18 protein-coding genes are annotated in these 18,168 nt (G+C 31.2%); 17 read left to right on the top strand and 1 reads right to left on the bottom strand.

Features of this window, described 5'->3' with window-relative positions; all coding sequences use genetic code 11:
- The first annotated feature begins 23 nt into the window (after positions 1–23).
- The 8 genes from J2Z80_RS01700 to J2Z80_RS01665 all read left to right on the top strand — a co-directional run bounded on the left by J2Z80_RS01700 (position 24) and on the right by J2Z80_RS01665 (position 6,501).
- Positions 24–1,730, top strand: coding sequence for a peptidoglycan DD-metalloendopeptidase family protein (locus J2Z80_RS01700; RefSeq protein ID WP_209452821.1), 1,707 nt, complete (start codon positions 24–26; stop codon positions 1,728–1,730).
- A gap of 58 nt (positions 1,731–1,788) precedes the next feature.
- Positions 1,789–2,154 (top strand): RDD family protein, encoded by a 366-nt coding sequence (locus J2Z80_RS01695; RefSeq protein WP_209452820.1) that lies wholly within the window; start codon positions 1,789–1,791, stop codon positions 2,152–2,154.
- Between the two features lie 132 nt (positions 2,155–2,286).
- On the top strand, positions 2,287–2,451 hold the full coding sequence (locus J2Z80_RS01690) for a hypothetical protein (protein ID WP_209452819.1): 165 nt from the start codon (positions 2,287–2,289) through the stop codon (positions 2,449–2,451).
- A gap of 338 nt (positions 2,452–2,789) precedes the next feature.
- Positions 2,790–3,461, top strand: coding sequence for a hypothetical protein (locus J2Z80_RS01685; protein ID WP_209452818.1), 672 nt, complete (start codon positions 2,790–2,792; stop codon positions 3,459–3,461).
- Between the two features lie 20 nt (positions 3,462–3,481).
- A complete protein-coding gene (locus J2Z80_RS01680) occupies positions 3,482–3,640 on the top strand; it encodes a hypothetical protein (RefSeq protein ID WP_209452817.1) in 159 nt (52 codons plus the stop codon).
- A gap of 300 nt (positions 3,641–3,940) precedes the next feature.
- Positions 3,941–5,227, top strand: a complete 1,287-nt coding sequence (locus tag J2Z80_RS01675) for a ParB/RepB/Spo0J family partition protein (RefSeq protein WP_209452816.1) — start codon at positions 3,941–3,943, stop codon at positions 5,225–5,227.
- Positions 5,202–5,954 (top strand): hypothetical protein, encoded by a 753-nt coding sequence (locus J2Z80_RS01670; protein ID WP_209452815.1) that lies wholly within the window; start codon positions 5,202–5,204, stop codon positions 5,952–5,954. The genes J2Z80_RS01675 and J2Z80_RS01670 overlap by 26 nt, the downstream gene beginning before the upstream one ends.
- A 16-nt stretch (positions 5,955–5,970) precedes the next feature.
- Positions 5,971–6,501 carry a stalk domain-containing protein gene (locus tag J2Z80_RS01665; protein WP_209452814.1) on the top strand — a complete coding sequence of 177 codons (531 nt, stop codon included), beginning with the start codon at positions 5,971–5,973 and terminating at the stop codon, positions 6,499–6,501.
- Here the strand turns inward: J2Z80_RS01665 and J2Z80_RS01660 are convergent.
- On the bottom strand, positions 6,485–7,174 hold the full coding sequence (locus J2Z80_RS01660; protein ID WP_209452813.1) for a hypothetical protein: 690 nt from the start codon (positions 7,172–7,174) through the stop codon (positions 6,485–6,487). The two genes, J2Z80_RS01665 and J2Z80_RS01660, sit on opposite strands and share 17 nt — an antisense overlap.
- Before the next feature lie 104 nt (positions 7,175–7,278).
- On the opposite strand from J2Z80_RS01660, the gene J2Z80_RS01655 reads away from it, so the two are divergent.
- The 9 genes from J2Z80_RS01655 to J2Z80_RS01615 all read left to right on the top strand — a co-directional run bounded on the left by J2Z80_RS01655 (position 7,279) and on the right by J2Z80_RS01615 (position 18,153).
- Positions 7,279–7,485, top strand: a complete 207-nt coding sequence (locus J2Z80_RS01655; RefSeq protein WP_209452812.1) for a type II toxin-antitoxin system HicB family antitoxin — start codon at positions 7,279–7,281, stop codon at positions 7,483–7,485.
- Positions 7,486–7,579: 94 nt separating this feature from the next.
- On the top strand, positions 7,580–8,158 hold the full coding sequence (locus tag J2Z80_RS01650; RefSeq protein ID WP_209452811.1) for a CpaB family protein: 579 nt from the start codon (positions 7,580–7,582) through the stop codon (positions 8,156–8,158).
- A 42-nt stretch (positions 8,159–8,200) separates the two neighbouring features.
- Positions 8,201–10,333, top strand: a complete 2,133-nt coding sequence (locus J2Z80_RS01645; protein ID WP_209452810.1) for a preprotein translocase subunit SecA — start codon at positions 8,201–8,203, stop codon at positions 10,331–10,333.
- Positions 10,334–10,339: 6 nt separating this feature from the next.
- The gene (locus tag J2Z80_RS01640; RefSeq protein WP_209452809.1) at positions 10,340–11,182 is read left to right on the top strand and encodes a stalk domain-containing protein; all 843 of its coding nucleotides are present in this window, start codon (positions 10,340–10,342) and stop codon (positions 11,180–11,182) included.
- Between the two features lie 73 nt (positions 11,183–11,255).
- A complete protein-coding gene (locus J2Z80_RS01635; protein ID WP_209452808.1) occupies positions 11,256–12,971 on the top strand; it encodes a radical SAM/SPASM domain-containing protein in 1,716 nt (571 codons plus the stop codon).
- Positions 12,922–15,369 (top strand): hypothetical protein, encoded by a 2,448-nt coding sequence (locus J2Z80_RS01630; RefSeq protein WP_209452807.1) that lies wholly within the window; start codon positions 12,922–12,924, stop codon positions 15,367–15,369. Before J2Z80_RS01635 ends, J2Z80_RS01630 begins: the two co-directional genes overlap by 50 nt.
- Before the next feature lie 45 nt (positions 15,370–15,414).
- A complete protein-coding gene (locus J2Z80_RS01625; protein WP_209452806.1) occupies positions 15,415–16,062 on the top strand; it encodes an AAA family ATPase in 648 nt (215 codons plus the stop codon).
- Positions 16,059–17,243: a TadA family conjugal transfer-associated ATPase gene (locus J2Z80_RS01620; RefSeq protein WP_349292566.1), complete on the top strand. Its 1,185-nt coding sequence runs from the start codon at positions 16,059–16,061 to the stop codon at positions 17,241–17,243. Before J2Z80_RS01625 ends, J2Z80_RS01620 begins: the two co-directional genes overlap by 4 nt.
- Positions 17,215–18,153 (top strand): type II secretion system F family protein, encoded by a 939-nt coding sequence (locus J2Z80_RS01615; protein WP_245301084.1) that lies wholly within the window; start codon positions 17,215–17,217, stop codon positions 18,151–18,153. The genes J2Z80_RS01620 and J2Z80_RS01615 overlap by 29 nt, the downstream gene beginning before the upstream one ends.
- Positions 18,154–18,168: the final 15 nt, after the last annotated feature.

Here is an 18,168-nt window from a genome sequence, read left to right as displayed (position 1 = left end):
TTTTTTTTAGGTGGTGAAAGTCAGTGATTAAAGAAAGAGCAAAAAGCTATATTAAAAATAAGGCAAAGAAACATTTATTAAAATTGCTGATGCCTTATTTGGTGCCTGCTATAATTTTGGGTGCTGTCTTTATAATAATATTTATGTTGACTGGAATAGCCTTCACACAGTTTACAGCGCAGAGGACTGTAGCAGGACTTAATAACAGCGGAGTTGATAAACAATATTACGACATGACAAAAACTATTGTTGATAAAGCAAATGTAGAAGATTTATATTACGCTGAAGATCCTGAAAATCCTAACTGGATTAAAACTGATAAGTTTATGGACGCTTATGGCAGGGATAAACAGCTTGCATTAACTGTAGGTCAGGTACTTTCAGTCGGAATGTATCTAAATGGTGCTGAAGGCAAACAATTAGACAGTAAATTGCTTACATCAATAGCAGAAGCACTCCATCCAACTTTCAGGTACATAGACTATGGAACAACAATAGAATATCAAGTGCCTGTATATGACGATAAGAACAAAACATGGAACATTGAAACTCAAACTGTACACAATCCACTTTATTTGCTGTCTGAAGCAAATACATTACAAGGTGATTTTATATATACCTACGAAAAAACAATTAATACGACTTATCAGTATAATGAACAGGTGAATCAAAAATTAAAGATAACAGAAACAACATGGAAACTTACAGGTATAAAGCTGAATGGAAAACCTTATGAAAGACTGGACGACTATATTAAAAGCAACTTTCATATTTTTAAAGATGAAAGCAATATAAAGTTAGCGAGACAGTCAATTATAGAGTCGGCTCAAGGCTATGACAATGAAATAGAAAGAGAACAATGGCTCGCAGGAACAGGCGTAGACTATTCAAACCTTGTATCTTCGGCTACAATTCCTCCTGAACTATATAACTTGATAAAACAGTATGCGGATAAATATGGAATACCTGTATGGTTTGTTGCTGCGGTAATAGAGAAGGAGAGCAGTTTCAAATTTACAGCAGTTAACTCTTCCAGCGGTGCATTAGGTTTAATGCAAGTTATGCCTGATAACTGGAAATATTATGCACCTATGCTTGGTTATGATGTAAATGCAGATATGTTTAATCCTGCTGCACAGCTCGATGTAGGAACTTATTTATTAAAACAGTATTTAGGCAATATTGACTGGAATGGTGACTGGCAGGACGAAACATTAAAAGGTCTTGCAGGTTACGGAGGTTTTGCTGGCAGTGATGCATTAGACAGAGCAAGATCAGAATATGCTTCAATAATCTGGTCTTATGCAGAAGGATTCAAAGAGAGCATGTCAAATGGAGGAATGCTTCCAGTTCAAGGACAGATAAGTTCTCCGTTTGGATACAGGATTAATCCTCATACAGGACAGCCTGGTGATTTTCATCCTGGAATAGACATAGCAGTGCTTATAGGTACTCCAGTACAGGCAACTGCAAACGGGAAAATAGTAGTCGCAGGCTGGGTGAGCGGATATGGAAATACTGTTGTTATACGTGATGCTGTACATGATTATTTATACGGTCATTTAAGTCAAGTTAATGTGAAAGTTGGTGATGTGGTAAAACAAGGTGATATAATTGGTCTTTCTGGAAATACAGGAAAATCAACTGGACCGCATGTACATTATGGTGTAAGTATAGGCGACTGGACACAAGGAAATTGGATTGATCCTTTGTCATTGGTTTCTAATTGACAGGCACGTGAAAAAATGCCTGTTTTTTTTGTATATAAAACTGAAAGGAGAGATGTACATGGAGTATGCAGGTTTTTGGCGTAGGTTTGTGGCTTATATCATTGACGGCTTAATACTAGGTATAATAGAAGCAATATTCATATCAGCAAAAATGCCTTATGCTGTACTATTTGTAGGCTGGTTATATTATGCTCTGATGGAGTCGAGCAGTACACAGGCAACATTAGGCAAAATGGCATTAGGCTTGTATGTCACAGACTTAAATGGCGACAAGATAGGTTTTGGCAGAGCAACAGGCAGATATTTTGGTAAAATTATATCTGGTCTAATATTGTTTGTAGGTTTCATGATGGCAGGCTGGACTGCAAGAAAACAGGCATTGCATGACATAATGGCTGAAACATTAGTACTTAAAAGAACGTAGCAGGTACTTAATTGTGCCTGCTTTTTTTTTGTGTCCGTCAAGAGCAACAGGCAGGAACGTTGACGTACTGCCTGTACGGACACAAAAACATTAAAAGACGGACACAAAAATATTAAAAGGTTTTGATAAAGCATGATTAAGACTTATAAAAAAGGCGATACAATTTTCATTCAAGGTATAAGAACATGGAAAGAACTTGTCAGTCTTGTTAAACGTGCTGAAAAAGCTGGATATAAGTATGTTGGCTATCATAATATAGAGCCTATTGGAGACGTGGCGGTGTTTGAAAAAAAATAAAAATATGTATTTTAGTAAAAATTGAAAACAGGAGGTAATAAAATGGCTGATAAAAACTTTTTGAGACTTTTAAACAGAATTCACACATTGGAACCTTCTGACAAAAAATAAAAACTCCTCATTAAGGCTTTAGTGTTATTCTTGCGATAAAGAAATAGAGTATAAAATCAAATATAAAGAAGTTTCTTTGCAAATTGGTGGTAAAACAATCAGCTATATTGCTAAAATTCCTCAATGCAGTGAATGCGGAAACGAAATGGATATACCTGAAATAGATGATGAGAACATAAGTATAGCTCATAAAAAAATAATGAGTAAATAGTGAAGGAGTGTAAACAATGGTATTAATATATACAGGTTACGATGATCTTGATAACAAATTAAAGCAAATGTTTGATGATACAAAAATAAATTCACGTATAGTTTTTTATGAAGAATATCCACTGCAAGAAGAAAAAGCTGATGTGGTTATTATATCAGCTCGGACAAAAATTAAATTACCTTTAAAGGACTATTTGTTTGCTTTAAGGCAACGTGATAAGCGTGTAATTCTGCTTTTGGATAATGATAAAAATGAAAATTTAGGATATGCACTTGCATTAGGAATATATGATATTGTTTTTGACATAATAACGCCTGAAAAAATTATAAACCGTGTAAAAAATCCTGCAAAATTTTCTGATGTACAAGGACTTTATTTAGGTTTGAAAGGAAAAGTGAGCTTTTCTGGAGAAGAAATAATAAAGCCTGATGAGGAACCTGTTACAAAGGCAGAAAGTAAAAGTGAAATAAAGCCTGAAATAGAACCTGAAATAAAGTCTATTATAGAACCTAAAAAGGAACCTGAACTTGTTAAGAATGTAATTGAAATTGATGTAAATAAGCAGAACATGGCAATAGATCAGATTGAAGGTATGATGAAGCTTTTAGGATATAAATTGAAAGAGAAAAAGGACGTTAACGGTGCTTTACTGGAACTTGAACAGGTTTTGATCGAGGAAGCAATTTGATTAGAAAGAGGTGCGGTTATGTGAAAAATGGCCAAGATAGTAAGTTAATAAAAGAAACGCCTATAATTAAAGGCAAATATGCAGAGGAAATATTGCAGGAATTTTTTAAGATACCGTTTGAAGCTGCTATAAGAAGAAATAAAAGTGCGTTGGAATTGGTAAATAAGTTAAAAGGATAAGAAAGAAGGCAATAAATCTTAATACGAACACATGTATTCTTGACAAATGAATTAGTTAATCCTATTATATATCCAACACGTACAGATCAAGATTATTTTTTAAAGGGGCAAGTAGTGATTACCTGCCACTTTATTTTTTGATCCATGAGTTCACATGAAAAATAAGAACTTTAAGCAGGCTTGATGCCTGCCTTTTTTTTTGCTTTCCACTCACTTCACCTCCTTTGACTAGCAGGCTTAAATGCCTGCTTTTTTAATGTCTTTTAAATGTGCAAAAATTTCAGAAAGGAAGGATAAACAATGCAGATGATTAAAGTTGAACTTTTAAAAATACACCCACGCAATAAGGAATTTTTTGACGACATGGAAGGCGACAAGTGGAAGGATTTTGTAAAAAGTATTAAGACTAGCGGTATTATACAGCCTTTAATTGTAACTGATAACTATACTGTCATTTCAGGTCATCAAAGACTTAAAGCTGCAATAGAATTAGGTTTAGCTGAAGTGCCTTGTGAAGTACATGAGTATGTTGATAGAGATGGTATTTCGGCAGAGGATTGGAAACTTAAAGATTTACTTGAATCGAACCTTATGCAGCGTGGAGTAGGCAATATTAATCCTATGAAGTCGGCGAGATGTATAGGTGAACTTAAAAGGATTTATGACATCAAGAGAGGTAGACCAAATAATAACAATAATGGTACGAAAAAACAGGACACCGTGTCCGCTTTACCTAAAACAGAAAAAGAACTTGCTGACAATTTACGAATATCGGAAAGACATTTAAGGCGGTTAGATCAACTTAACAATTTGATACCGCCGTTCCAAAAGCTGATTGAGTTCGGCAGTGGTAAAAATACATTATCATTGCAGTTAGCAGAATTTCTCGCATCACGCAGCAAAGAAGAGCAGGAAGAACTCTACAAAACGTTTGGTAACGCAATAGGCAAATATAAGAAAAATGAAATAGAGCAGTACCAAAAAGATATGGAAGATATGCGCAAGAAAATGTCTGATATGGAAAACCTGACAAAATCATTGACACAGCAAAAGCAGGAATTAGAAAAGCAAAAATCAGAGCTTGAAGAAAAACTTAAAAACATAAAACCTGAAGTAATAGAAAAAGAACCTGATGATTACCAAGAATTAAAAGATACATTAAAAACAATAAAAGAACAATCAAAACACGTTGAAGAACGCTTAAGAGAACTTGAAAATGAACGTCAAAACCTTGAAAGGGAAAAACAAGAATATATTAAGACACTTGAAGATCTTAAAGCAAAAAACAAGAAACTTGAGAAGGAAAATCAAGAGTACCTCAATAAATTAACTGATTATGATCATGTATATGCAGAACAAAGAATTAATTACAATCTGACAAAGCAAATATCAGACTTTATTGGAAGTATTAAAGAATATACTGAAAAAATAGATGTGCTTTTAAATAGCAAAGGAGACCTGCAAGATAAAAACGTTGAAATACTTGTACAAAGACTTACTGATACGCTTAATGAAGCTTTACAAAAGATTGATAAATGGAATACTAAAGGAGTGATGGATGTTGAGTACCGAATTATTAACAGTTAATCCTGATTCTTTCATATTTAGACAAACTGAAGAAAAAGTCAGAAAAGAACTTAATGCAGCATTTGAGATATTCATAGCAAGGCAATATTCATGTATTCACTATTCAGATCTGATGGACGATATGCCTGACGAGCTTGCGTCAAAGGACAGACTGATAAAATGGCTTAACGATGCCAAATACAAAGGAAAAATATCAAGAAAAGGCGTAATAACTTTGTATAGAGAGAAAAATCCTCAATACTTCAAAAACGGTATATGGCAGGCAAGTTCATTTTGCAATTTTGTGCTTTTCATGAAAGAAACTTTGCTGGATAAACAGTATACAAAAAAGCAGGAAATTGCAGATACATTTAAGAAATCTTTTCAAAACGATGAATGGTATAATTCCGCTGTTGCAGTGGCAGGTGCAAAGCTGTTGGAAGATTTATATGATAGACACGCATTGCTGACTGATACGGCAAAAGCATATATAAGAGAAACGAAACTGGCAAGGCAGATGCTTTCTAGTGTAGGCAAGATAATAGGCAGAGATGGCAAGAACCATGATATAAGCGATCTTAAAGAAGATATGACAAATATTGTTGAGCATGTTTTTAAAGAAGCTCTTAAAAATGCATTCCAATTGTATGTTGATAAACCTGAACAGAAGTGCTATTTGAAGTACGAAAAGACTATCAGGCAAAATTTGATGGATATACAAAATTCAGAATTGTTGCTATTGACGTAGAAAGGAGAATGTAAAAATGCCTAACACGGATGAAATGAATGAAGCTGTAGCAGAATTCATATATTTGATATTGCTGTCTATTGCTATTTTTTTGTTGTTGTTTTCTCCGTTATATATTGTGCACGATATAAGTACACAAAAACCTAGTTATTTATTTCTAAATTCAACAATGGCAAAATTAGGCATTAGACCATTAGAAAACATCGGTGAATTAAATTTAAAAGATTATAAATTGGTTACTTTACGCACTTGTCCTGGTATATATAATGACAAATTATATATACCAGTTGATTTTGCTGCTAAAGCAAGTGGAATTTCTGATAATAATATTATTTCGGAAGGAAATCTTTTGATAGTCAATGATGATAGGCATAAAACAATAATTATTAATGGAGATAGAAAAAACGTTAATATTAATGGAGAAAAAACAATAGATATACCAGATATGTTAATTCACAACAAGACGATAATGTTGCCAGAGAAGTATATACGTGATTTGTTTGGACTAAAAATAAAACAATCTGGAAATACTATTGTTCTTTATTAATCTTTTTTAATATTTTTGTTGAATAAAAAATTTGATATTCGTACATTTCAATTTTATAAATTTTGTTGTATCGGATTATTTCTACCAAGAAATACATTAATAATGAATTTCCTAAAAATAATACTATTAAAAAAAATAAAGTAGTAATATCATAAATAATTTTTGAAGAAATACCAACAATAAATCCTAGTAATGAACTTATGAAGTTTAGCAAAATAGAATTGTTTAATTCATTTTCTAATGATTTTTTTATAATTTTGCTTTCAGATATAATATTAGATAATATTTCGTTTAAATTATATTTATCAACTGTAGTAATGTGTATATCAATATTTCTCCTAATATTATTTTTATCTTTTTCTTTAATATAAACATCAAATTTACGAAATTGTATAAACAGTAAAACAAAGGCTATATTGAATATGGCAGGAATAAATTCAAATATAGGTTTAAATATTAAATAAATATATGTAAAATATATAATTATAAATATTACAAAAAAGAATATCTGAATACCTATATATATGTATAAATTAAAAGTTGAAAAATAAGTATAATCGGTATATTTTATTTTTTTTGTTTTAAAATATTCTACCAATAAACAATAAATTTTTTTAAGGATTGATATTATTTTATTTTTATTTTTGCTATGCATAAAAACACTTCCTCTCATATCTTTATCGTAATAAAAAATTAAAACTTTAATATCGATTTAAAAACTTTTATAGAAATAAAGAATGTCAAAATTGCTATTGACGTAGAAAAGAGGTGATGACAGTGTGTAAAAAGGACAATAAAGTTGAGATTATAAAATTGAAAGATGATGAAGGCTATTTGGCGTATGTATCTAAACCGCCTAACTGTATGAGTTATGGCAAGACACCTGAAGAAGCACTTAAAAACCTTAACGATACTATTAAGTACTGGATTAAGACTGCAAAAGAGCTTGAAAAAGTTAATATAAGTGGTATGCGCATACCTTGATGTGTGGATAAGTATGTGTGTAAGTGTGTGAATAAGTTGATAAAAGTTGTGAATATGCAGGCCTGATGCCTGCTTTTTTAATGGAGGTGATAAATTGAAAAGTAAAATATTTAAGTTGGCAATATTGCCTGCTTTAATAGTACTGGTAATAACATTTGTAATAATCAGTACGCAGACATCGACAAGCACAGTAGTAATTGCCAAAGCAAATATAAGTTCAGGAACAATAATAACAAATGACAACGTAAATGAACTGTTAACTACAAAAACTGTGCCTACGTCAAACGTTCCAGAAGGCGTTATTAAAAGTACAAAAGATGCGTTAAATAAAAAAATTAATGTAACCCGTTTGAAAGGTGATTATATTTTTAAAAGTACTTTTCAGGAAGCTAAAACAGAACTTAAAACTGGAGATGTTTTAATACCTGTAGAAATTCCAGCTTCTTTAAAAGACTTTATTGCAGGCAATTCAGTATTAACAGTACAGACATTATCAAATTCGCCTGATGTACAGGCACAGACAATTGAAGACTTGAAGGTAGAAACAGTAATTAATGTAAATGACTCATCAGGTAAACACATATATGCAATACTAAAAACGACTAAAGATAAAGCTGTTGCTTTGGCACCATTTTTAAGCAATAAAAGTTATCAAGTTATCGTAGAGAAATAGCAAGGTAAAAATGCCTTGCTATTTTTTTGGAGGAAAATTACTATGCTTTATGAATTTATAAATAAAATAAGACTAAAAAATATTTATAGACAAATTAAAAAAGTAGAGAAATATAACGTCGAAAATATGTCTAATGAAGATTTAAAACAAGCATATAAAGAATCTCAAAATATTATTTGCAAACTTGCTGTTGTACAAGAAGCAGTATATAGGATATTAAAAATAAGACCTTATAAAGAACAGTTAATGTGTGCTTATGCTTTATATAAGGGACATATAGCAGAAATGCCTACAGGAGAAGGAAAAACTTTAGTAGCTGTAATGACAGCACTTTTGTTAAAAGATACCGTGCATATAGTGACAGTTAATGACTATCTTGCTAAAAGAGATTATACATTAATGAAACCTGTATATGATTTCTTTGATGTTACAGTTGATTATAATTGCAAAAACAAAAACAAGCAGAATTTGTATTCTAATCAAGTGATATACACATCAAGCAGTGAACTCATATTTGACTATTTAAGGAATGAATTAAAACCTGTATTTCAGTTTCCATTAAATAATGTGATAATAGATGAAATAGATTTTGTTTTATTAGATAATGCACTTTCAAAATTTTCAATAGCAACAGGGAAATATGAAAATATAAATGTAGAGAATTTTAAAATAGCAAAAGAAATAATGCCTATGTTAAAATACAAAAAAGTTAGTAAAAGAAGCTTCATTAATTATTCAGAGGAAAAAGGAGTGCACTGTGTATATTCAAATTATTATGGTACTGCATATTTTACAGATGAAGGTATGAATTTAATTGAAAAAATATTTGGCAAAAATGTATTTTATAAAAACATTAATTTATACAAGGCACTTCTTGCTACTATTGAGGCAAATCTGCTATTTGAGAATGGCAGAGATTATATAGTAAAAGATAATAAAATAATCTTAATAAACCGTGCTAATGGAAGAAAAATGATAGATAGCAAGCTTGATAGCTATTTACATACAGCAATAGAGATAAAAGAAAATGTTCCAGTAACATTAAAAAATTCTCTTAACTATAGTATGTCATATCAGGTATTCTTTAAAAAGTATAAAAATATGGTTGGTATGAGTGGCACTATATATTCAGCATATAAAGAACTTGAAGAAATATATAAGGTGCCGACAATTATAGTGCCAAGTCATAATAAAAATAAAAGATTAGATTATGCAGATTTGATATTTAATACAAAGGAAGAAAAATATGAATATCTGTCTTACTATTTAAAATATAAATGGGACAAAGAACAGCCTGTATTAATAGTTACAGGAAGTGATTTAGAGGCTAATAAAGTATATGAAATTCTTGAAAATAACAATATTAAATCTAATCTTTTAAATTCGTATACAGATGATTTTGAAAATGAAATAATAAATAATGCTGGAATACGAGGTACAATTACAATTTCAACAAATATGGTTGGAAGAGGAACTGATATAAAAATTGATAATAATATAAAAAATGCACGTGGTTTAAAATTAATATGTTTAAACAGGTTTTTGGATAAAAGAATAGATGATCAAGTCAGAGGACGTACAGCAAGGCAGGGAAATATCGGCGAATGTGTTTTCTATGTGTCTTTAGAAGATGAAATATTTGATTATATGAATAGTCACGAATATAGAAAATTTATCAAACTGATAAAAACTACAAAACGAAATATAACCGAGATGCTTGATAAAATTCAGGAGGACATAAATGTAAGAAATTATAAGATACGTAAAATCAATTTTATTTTAGATTTTGTATTGGAACAGCAAAAGCTATCAATAGAAGCATGGAGAAACCATCTCAAAGAAAAAGATATAAGTTTCATATTAGAACATGCAAAAGACAAAACTATTAAAAAGATGGTTTATAAAAATTATTTGACATTCGGCAAAGAACTTTCGACTAAACTTTATTTAAATCTTGTCGATTATATTATAGATGAGCAGTATTTATTTCTCCGAAGTGATATGGAAGATATAAAACATTATTTGCAGTATTATAATCTTCCTGAAAAAGATGTTGTAACCGAGTATGAAAGAATATGCAACAAGCAAGTTGACATATTCAAAAGTATAACTTTGAAACTTATTGAAAATCATTTTGCAACAGCTAAAATTGATAAAATTATGTGGAAAGGATGATTTTTTATGAAAAGGAAAATAATAATAATTTCACTTCTTATTTTATCAATTGCAATTTTTTCATTTGCGTATGCAGAAAGCAATAATCAGCAAACTCTTAATTCTAATGTGACAGCAACTGCTACATCAAATTTGCTTCCTAATAAGGTTGCAGGTTATCCTGACATAAAAATCTATAAATCAGACGTTAAAATATACATTGAAAATAAACTGGTTGATTTTGAGAAAATTTATGGTGCACCTGTTATAAGTATCAATGGAAGAATAATGCTTCCTGCAAGAGCATTTACTTATTATAATGACGGCATAATGAGTAATTCAGATGGCACGCCACATAATTCAACGTATGTTCAATACTATCCAGATGTACAATTTAAAACCGATATGCCTAAAATGGTAAGGACAGATGACATAAAAAGTGCAACATTGATTATGTTACAATATAATATACCAAATTCAAACTACGAATATCATGCTAATATGATGCAAAACTTTCAATGTGCGGTTTCTTATTATCAAAAACATGGTGATCCTGCGGAAATTTCACATAAAACATACAAAATGGATATTCCTCCTTTAGTAACTGATATAGATGGTGGAACAACATATTTGCCATTAAGAGTGCAAGCATATTTATTTAATTTTGGTGTAAAATATGATGCACAGAATAATGCTGTTTATATAAGCAAAAATATACCACAAGAATTTGGAGATGGTATAGAATTGTTAAAAAATGACCCTCAATATCAAGATCAATACATTGGCGAAAATGTTGATTTATATCCTGATTATGGTACGTATTATCAAAACGGACAAATTTATAATATTCCTGTGTGGGACGGAAAATAATAAGATGTCAATAATTCCTCTGCATAAAGAATCACTTTAAAAGTGGTTCTTTTTTTTTGCGGAGGTGTTTATGATGAATTATAAAGAAAAAATAAAAAAATACTTTGAAGATAATGAAATAAAGGCTAATACAGATGATGAGTTGAAAAAAATAGTTATTTTAACAGATGAACATGACAAATGGTCATATTTTGCAAGGCGTGTAAATGAAAAAGATAATTGTATAAATGTTAAGTGTACAAATGATAACCAAATTGAAATAGTATTTGATAAAAAGGATGAGAGTGCATATCAACAGTTTTATAATGCACTTTTAAAAAAATATTATCTTGTTTCGCCAAAATTAAAATATTTTTCACTCTTAATAAAACCTACTCACAGATGTAACCTTGATTGTAAATATTGTTATGATAAACCTTATAGAGAGAAAATAAAAACTGATATGTCATTTACAACGTTAGACAGGATATTAAAACTTTTATCGGAATACACTGAACGGGTACAGCTTATATGGCATGGCGGAGAGCCTACTATGGTTGGTATACAGTGGTATATAAAAGCTTATGAAGAAGTAATATCAAAATATCCGATGCTTCATATTGATTCTTATATAATGTCTAATGGTGTCAATTATAATGAAAAATGGTTTAATATTTTTAAGCAATATAAAATTTCTCCTGGTATGTCTTATAATGCAATGTATCAAGAAAAATTAAGAGTATCAAATCAAGACCACGAAAATTTACAAATAAATAAAAAAATTAATCAAAAATTAGAAGATATATTAAAACTTTCTGTAAAAGTCGGCCCTAAAATAGGTACAATAGATGTAATAACAAAAACTAATTACAAAGATCAAATCCAAATATATGAGTACTATAAAAAGATTGGTATTAGTACTAGCATGAATATGGTCTTTCATACAGCACAAACAGAAAAAAATGATTTAGAATTATCACCTGAAGAATATGAAAAAGAATTTATAAAGTATTTTAAATACTGGCTGTATGATAAAAATGGTACTTATGAACGTTCTGCTGCTGAAATGCTCTCCATTGTTATTGGCGATATGAATGGTGCAACTTGTAGAAATCATGATTGCCGTTATCATTGGATAGGTGTAAATCCATTAGGAGAAATTTATCCTTGTGACAGATACTATCCTGAAAAGTATAAAATGAATACAGTGTTTGATATAAACAGTATTGATGAAGCATTTAATACTGAAGGCTATAAAACATTTGTAAAAGAAGTGCAGCAACGTTTTGATACGACTTGCAAAAAATGTGGTTATTGGTTTGCTTGTCATGGTGGTTGTAGTGCTTCTGCTATTGAATCTACTGGAAATGCTGCTGGAGTAGAAAAAAACTATTGTGAGTTTTTTAGGCGTGCATATAACGATGTTTATGATGTTTTAAGAAATGTAGATGTAATACATGATAAAAACTTAAATCCTTATGTGAGAAGTGTTATGATAAATAAAGGTTTTTATAGCATTAAAGATATTTATGATGTCTTAAAGTTTCTTGGTAAAAATATTGTGCTGACTTATGATAAAAACAATCTTTTAAATTGTTCTGAATATAAAGTTTTTAGAGGTATTAATTTTATGAGTGATGTTGGTACAAAATACAGTTTTCATGTGGATGTTATTAATTCTTTGGAATTTAAAGACATAAAAATCAATGAACAAAAGCGAAAGGAGGACTTGGTAAAATATTTGATGGAGGTGGCAAAAGATGCCTATAATGACCGAGTTTCAGAATTTTGCAGTAATGGCAGTGTTTGATACTACTGCTTTCCAAAATTTTATTAAATGGGTGCAAGCTATTCAAAGAAATCAACCACAAACTGAGATAGTAAATACACATACAGATACAAATCCGCATACAGATAGTAAGCCACATACAGATACTCGTGGCATGTATAACCAATATTCACAACACAGTGATACAGGACATTATCATTATGACAGCAGACCTCATACTGACGGTACAGGAAGTCATACCGACAGCACTCCGCATACAGATTATCATTCAGATTCAAATAGCTATGTTCAAGGAAATTATCATTATGATTTGCCTGGTGGCAATCATGTTGATACATGGAATAATGCATATACTCACACTAATAACGGTGTTCGGAGTGGGCATTATCAAACACATGATGACCGTACTGTCCACAGTGATGGATATTCGCATGGAGATAAGTACAATCAATGGAATACTCATACAGACACTTACGGAACTCATACTGACAGATATTCGCACAATGATTATTACGGCAGCCATAGTGACAGTCCTTCTACTCATGGTGACTCTTATCCTCATACCGATTATACTCCGCATACAGATACAACGACACATACAGATACAACAAGCCATACGGATACTGGATTTAACCATGATAATTTTGTTCCATCATCGCCAGCATTTTTCAATGTAGACTCAGTGTTAAAGGGAACTGTAACGATTGGACTTTATAGTTATGACAAAAATATAGACGGTTACGGAACACAAGATACACAAAGCAAAACAGTATATTATGATTTATATATAAGAAAAGTGATGAATTTGGATGGTTCTAGCAGTGTATCGGCATGGAAAACATTAATTAATAATCAAATTCAAGAATCTGATGGAGGTTTAACATATAACTTAAATACAATAGATCCTTTAGGTACAGGAAATACAACAGTCGGTGCATGTGATGGATATTACGAGATTAAGGCTGTTGCAAGAAATTTGCCTATAAGTGGTGTTACTTTTCAAAGTCAAGAGCAAGTTGTAACTGTTTTGATAAGGCAGGATGCTGCACCTACACTAACAGTGCAAAATGGAAATGAATTTATTAATTTTATTTTTGGATATAATGGTGCTTTATCACCTGACAGCGTGTATAAAAAATACGGCAGCTTGTATCCTGATGCAAATTCTTCACAACAGAATGGAATATTTGTGAGATTTACCATGAATGATGCGGATACTGATAACTGGCAAAAAGGTCAGGCGTATTTAATAGACAACAACGGAAATCCAATAGCAGGAACTACAGTAGACATTATTTGGGACAATGGAAGCACAATAATTGCTTCAGATGGACAGAATAAAACAGGTTATGCCTTTATACCAGCAAGTGCATTTACTTCACAAGGTATAAGCTATCAAAATGCAAAGGTTGTATTAAAAGTGCAGGATTTTCTTGATTCCAATTGTACACGGTCAGCAGGTGCAACAATAGTCCAATCAACTGTATCAAGTACAGATCAGACACAATTGCTTGTTAATATTGATGTTGTCAAGCCTAGTGCAACACTCCTTCAAACAAAGAAAAATTCTGATAATAGTTTAACAGCTTATTACTATATCATAGATGATTTTCCAAATAATGTTCAAACAGCCGAATATGCAGTAACAAATTCACCATCAATACCACAGACATGGCAGACTGCTGCACCTTATCAAACAATAACTAATACAATTAATCAAGATGGTACTTGGTTTATACATTATCATGCAATTGACAAACTTGGCAACGAAACTTATGGATATTTTGGACCTTATACAGTTGACGTAACAGCACCTACAATAAATGCTTCATATACTATTAATAATAATATAACAATAAACGTAACAGCAGATGATAAGACTACTGGAGTTGATAAAATTGTCATAGAAGGCGTAGGCACTTCTCAAAATGTAAATGATGTAAATCCATATACAGCAACATTTACAGTACCAGCAGTTGAAAAAACTTATACAATTGACGCTTATGATAAGGCGGGCAATAAGGCAACTACTACACTTACTGTAGTTCCAATGTCATTAACTCCATCAATGCAAACTGTTTATGCAGCAGGACAGGCAATGGTAGTGCAAGTAAATGTTACTGGAAATCCTGATAGTGTAACAGCTCAAATGTGGTATAACTCAAATGATTATGTTAACACAGGAACAACCACCTTAATAAATGAGGGTAATGGACTATGGTGCACAAGACATGATTCTTCACAAGGATATGACAAAGTTGTTATAATTCCGAAGAATACACCTGATGGCACGTATAATATAACTGTAACGGCTACTAAAACTGTAAACAGTCAATTATCAACAAAATCAATAACAATACCAATAACAGTAAAAGGAACAATATATGACTACTACCATAGTGAAATTAATGGACAATAGACAGGTTTTGACCTGTCTAATTTCTTTTGGAGGTGTAATAAAGAAATGATAATATCAATATTTTCACCAAAAGGCGGAGTAGGAAAAACAACGTTAACTTTGGCATTTGCAAATGTAATTTCAAAAGAGAAAAAAACATGCGTGGTAGAATATGATTTTTCTCCTGGAGATTTTCCTGCCTTATTAAGTGTTTCTGAAACTAAAAATATTATAAATGCGTTAGATGATTTAGATGGTTCAATACAAAGACCAGAAGGAAGAAATTATGACGTCATAGTAGGTGCATATCCTGATGATTATGAAAAAATTAGTTCAAATGATATTATGCAGCTTGTGAGTGAATTAGAAAAAAGATATGATGTAGTCTTGTTTGATATTCAGCCTGGTTTTATAGAAAGCTGTATAGACGTCATGGGGAAATCTGAAAAAGTTATATTAATTGTAGAAGATGAATTAAGAGTCGCTGCAAGAGTGAACAGTTTTTTGGATTGGCTTAAAATCAATGAATTAAGTAATTTAAGCAACTATTTTTACATTAAAAACAAAAGCGTGTCTAATCAGTTACAATACATTGACAAGATACGTTATAAACTTCCAATTTTGTATTCAGTGCCTTTCATAAAAAAATTAAAAGGTATAGATGATAAACACTTAATAAAGTACATGACGAAAGCAAAGGAGGCAATTTTGTGAGCTTAACAGAAAGAATTTCAGAAATAAAAAAAGGTGTAAATTTTTATAAAGACAAAATGTTGCTTGAATATGTACGTAACAAGGTTTTACAGTATGATGTTGCAGGCAATGTGACAGAAACTAGAAAACTGTGTGATAAGTTCGTTGAAGAATATTGTGATGAACACTACACGGATGTGCCTGATAAAAACTTGTATGATTACGTGTATAATCTATTATTCGGATTAGGACCTGTTGAAAAGCACTTAAAAAATCCTGATGTAACTGATATATGGGTAATGGGAACAAACATTATCTATATGGAAAACGGTGAGAAAAAAGACGATACAGAAACTTTTATGAGTAATGAAGATGTGATCCGTGTAATAGAAAAAATTGCAGGACAGACAAAACCTCCACAGACTATTAATGCGCAGTTTCCTTCGGCAGACGTTGAGCTGTATGACGGTTCACGTGCACTTTTGATAGTTCCTCCTGAATCGTTGGTTCCAGTGATAACAATAAGAAAGCATACAAGCAATGCAAAAAGCTTGGAAGAATTAAAAAGCGGATATGTAAATTTGACAGATAACATGATAGAGTATTTTAAAAGCATTGTATTAGAAAGAAAAAACATACTTGCGGTAGGACAGACAGGTTCTGGCAAAACAACATTTTTGAATGGCCTTACATTTTATATTCAGCCTAAACACGTTGTGGCACTGCTTGAAGATACAAGAGAAATGAGTATACCTTTAAGGTATGTGTACAGCTTCAAAATAAGGAAAGGAACAGAAGATACAAAGCCGATTACATGGACGGATATACTTAATGACTGTTTAAGAGCGAATCCTAACAGAATTATAATAGCAGAAATACGTACCCCTGAGGCTGCTTATGAATTTTTAGATACTTTAAATTCAGGGCACAAAGGCTCAATGACAACAATACACGCTTCAAGTACAGTATTAGCACTTCAAAAGCTTGAGATGAAGATAAAAGAGTATAAAGACATGGACGACCGTTCTTTAAGGACATTAATATCAAATACAATTGACGTAATAGTGTATCTTGATGTTTTAGAAAATGAGGAAGGCGACAATGTTGGCAGAGTTATAAAAGAAATAGTTGAGGTAAAAGGATTGAATCCTAATAATACGTATAATTTAGAGTATGTTTATAAATACGAAGAAAGCAGGTGATATTTTGATAATAAGTGTTTTTGCTGCTGTATTGGTCTTTTTATTAGGACTTACTTTTCTTGCAATAAACGATTATAAAAAGTACCGCATACAGATACGTTTAAACAGGCAATTAATAAAGCCTGAAGAAGTACATTACAGTATGTTTCAAGGACTCGGAAGGTTTTATGATAAGCTTACTGAAAGCCTTGTCAGTGCTGGCATAAAAATAAAAACTGATGATTTTATACTTTATTTTTTGTATGTTTCACTGACACTTTTTGTTATTACTATGATTAAGTTTGGTTTGATGTATTCAATACTTTCTATAGTTGTGTTAGTGGTACTGATTAAATTTTTCTTAAATAACAGAAAATCAAGCATAAGATTTAAGACTGAACAGGAATTTGGTATTTTTGCAACTGATTTGGCTGTTGTGTTAAGAGTCAATCCTAATTTTGTGTCTGCTATTTCTGATGTAACAAAGTATACTAAACCTATATTAAGAGAACATTTAGACAAGGTGATAACAAATGTTAATTCAGGTATGACTATAGAAGATGCACTGTTAAAGTTTAAAGACGATGTTATATATTCAAGCATAATAACTTCGTGGATTGACAACATCTTATATGCTATGGAGACAGGTGCAAATTTAATTGATGTATGTGCAAGTTCGGCTGAAAAAGTAAATAAAAAACTGCAAAGAGGTCTTAAGGTAAAATCTCTTACATCAAATACAAAAGGCTTAATAATTGCTATTTTAGGCATTATCTTAATATTTATACCAATTTTGATTTCAAGTTCTCCTGACTTTCAATCGGCGTATTCAACAGCAATGGGGCATATAATTCTATCCATTGTTTTAGGCAGTTTTGTGATTACAACTTATTTAATTTTGAAATCAATAGACAAGATGATAAAAATGTGATTTGGAGGTGAAAAT

It is taken from the genome of Thermoanaerobacterium butyriciformans (genome assembly GCF_017874545.1).
GTDB lineage: Bacteria > Bacillota > Thermoanaerobacteria > Thermoanaerobacterales > Thermoanaerobacteraceae > Thermoanaerobacterium > Thermoanaerobacterium butyriciformans.
This window is presented reverse-complemented; position numbering and strand designations above follow the sequence as displayed.

Coding starts and splice junctions, on each gene's coding strand:
- J2Z80_RS01695 (WP_209452820.1), top strand. CDS start 1,789: ATGGAGTATGCAGGTTTTTGGCGTAGGTTTGTGGCTTATATCATTGAC.
- J2Z80_RS01690 (WP_209452819.1), top strand. CDS start 2,287: ATGATTAAGACTTATAAAAAAGGCGATACAATTTTCATTCAAGGTATA.
- J2Z80_RS01685 (WP_209452818.1), top strand. CDS start 2,790: ATGGTATTAATATATACAGGTTACGATGATCTTGATAACAAATTAAAG.
- J2Z80_RS01675 (WP_209452816.1), top strand. CDS start 3,941: ATGCAGATGATTAAAGTTGAACTTTTAAAAATACACCCACGCAATAAG.
- J2Z80_RS01665 (WP_209452814.1), top strand. CDS start 5,971: ATGCCTAACACGGATGAAATGAATGAAGCTGTAGCAGAATTCATATAT.
- J2Z80_RS01660 (WP_209452813.1), bottom strand. CDS start 7,174: ATGAGAGGAAGTGTTTTTATGCATAGCAAAAATAAAAATAAAATAATA.
- J2Z80_RS01645 (WP_209452810.1), top strand. CDS start 8,201: ATGCTTTATGAATTTATAAATAAAATAAGACTAAAAAATATTTATAGA.
- J2Z80_RS01640 (WP_209452809.1), top strand. CDS start 10,340: ATGAAAAGGAAAATAATAATAATTTCACTTCTTATTTTATCAATTGCA.
- J2Z80_RS01635 (WP_209452808.1), top strand. CDS start 11,256: ATGAATTATAAAGAAAAAATAAAAAAATACTTTGAAGATAATGAAATA.
- J2Z80_RS01630 (WP_209452807.1), top strand. CDS start 12,922: ATGCCTATAATGACCGAGTTTCAGAATTTTGCAGTAATGGCAGTGTTT.
- J2Z80_RS01625 (WP_209452806.1), top strand. CDS start 15,415: ATGATAATATCAATATTTTCACCAAAAGGCGGAGTAGGAAAAACAACG.
- J2Z80_RS01615 (WP_245301084.1), top strand. CDS start 17,215: ATGTTTATAAATACGAAGAAAGCAGGTGATATTTTGATAATAAGTGTT.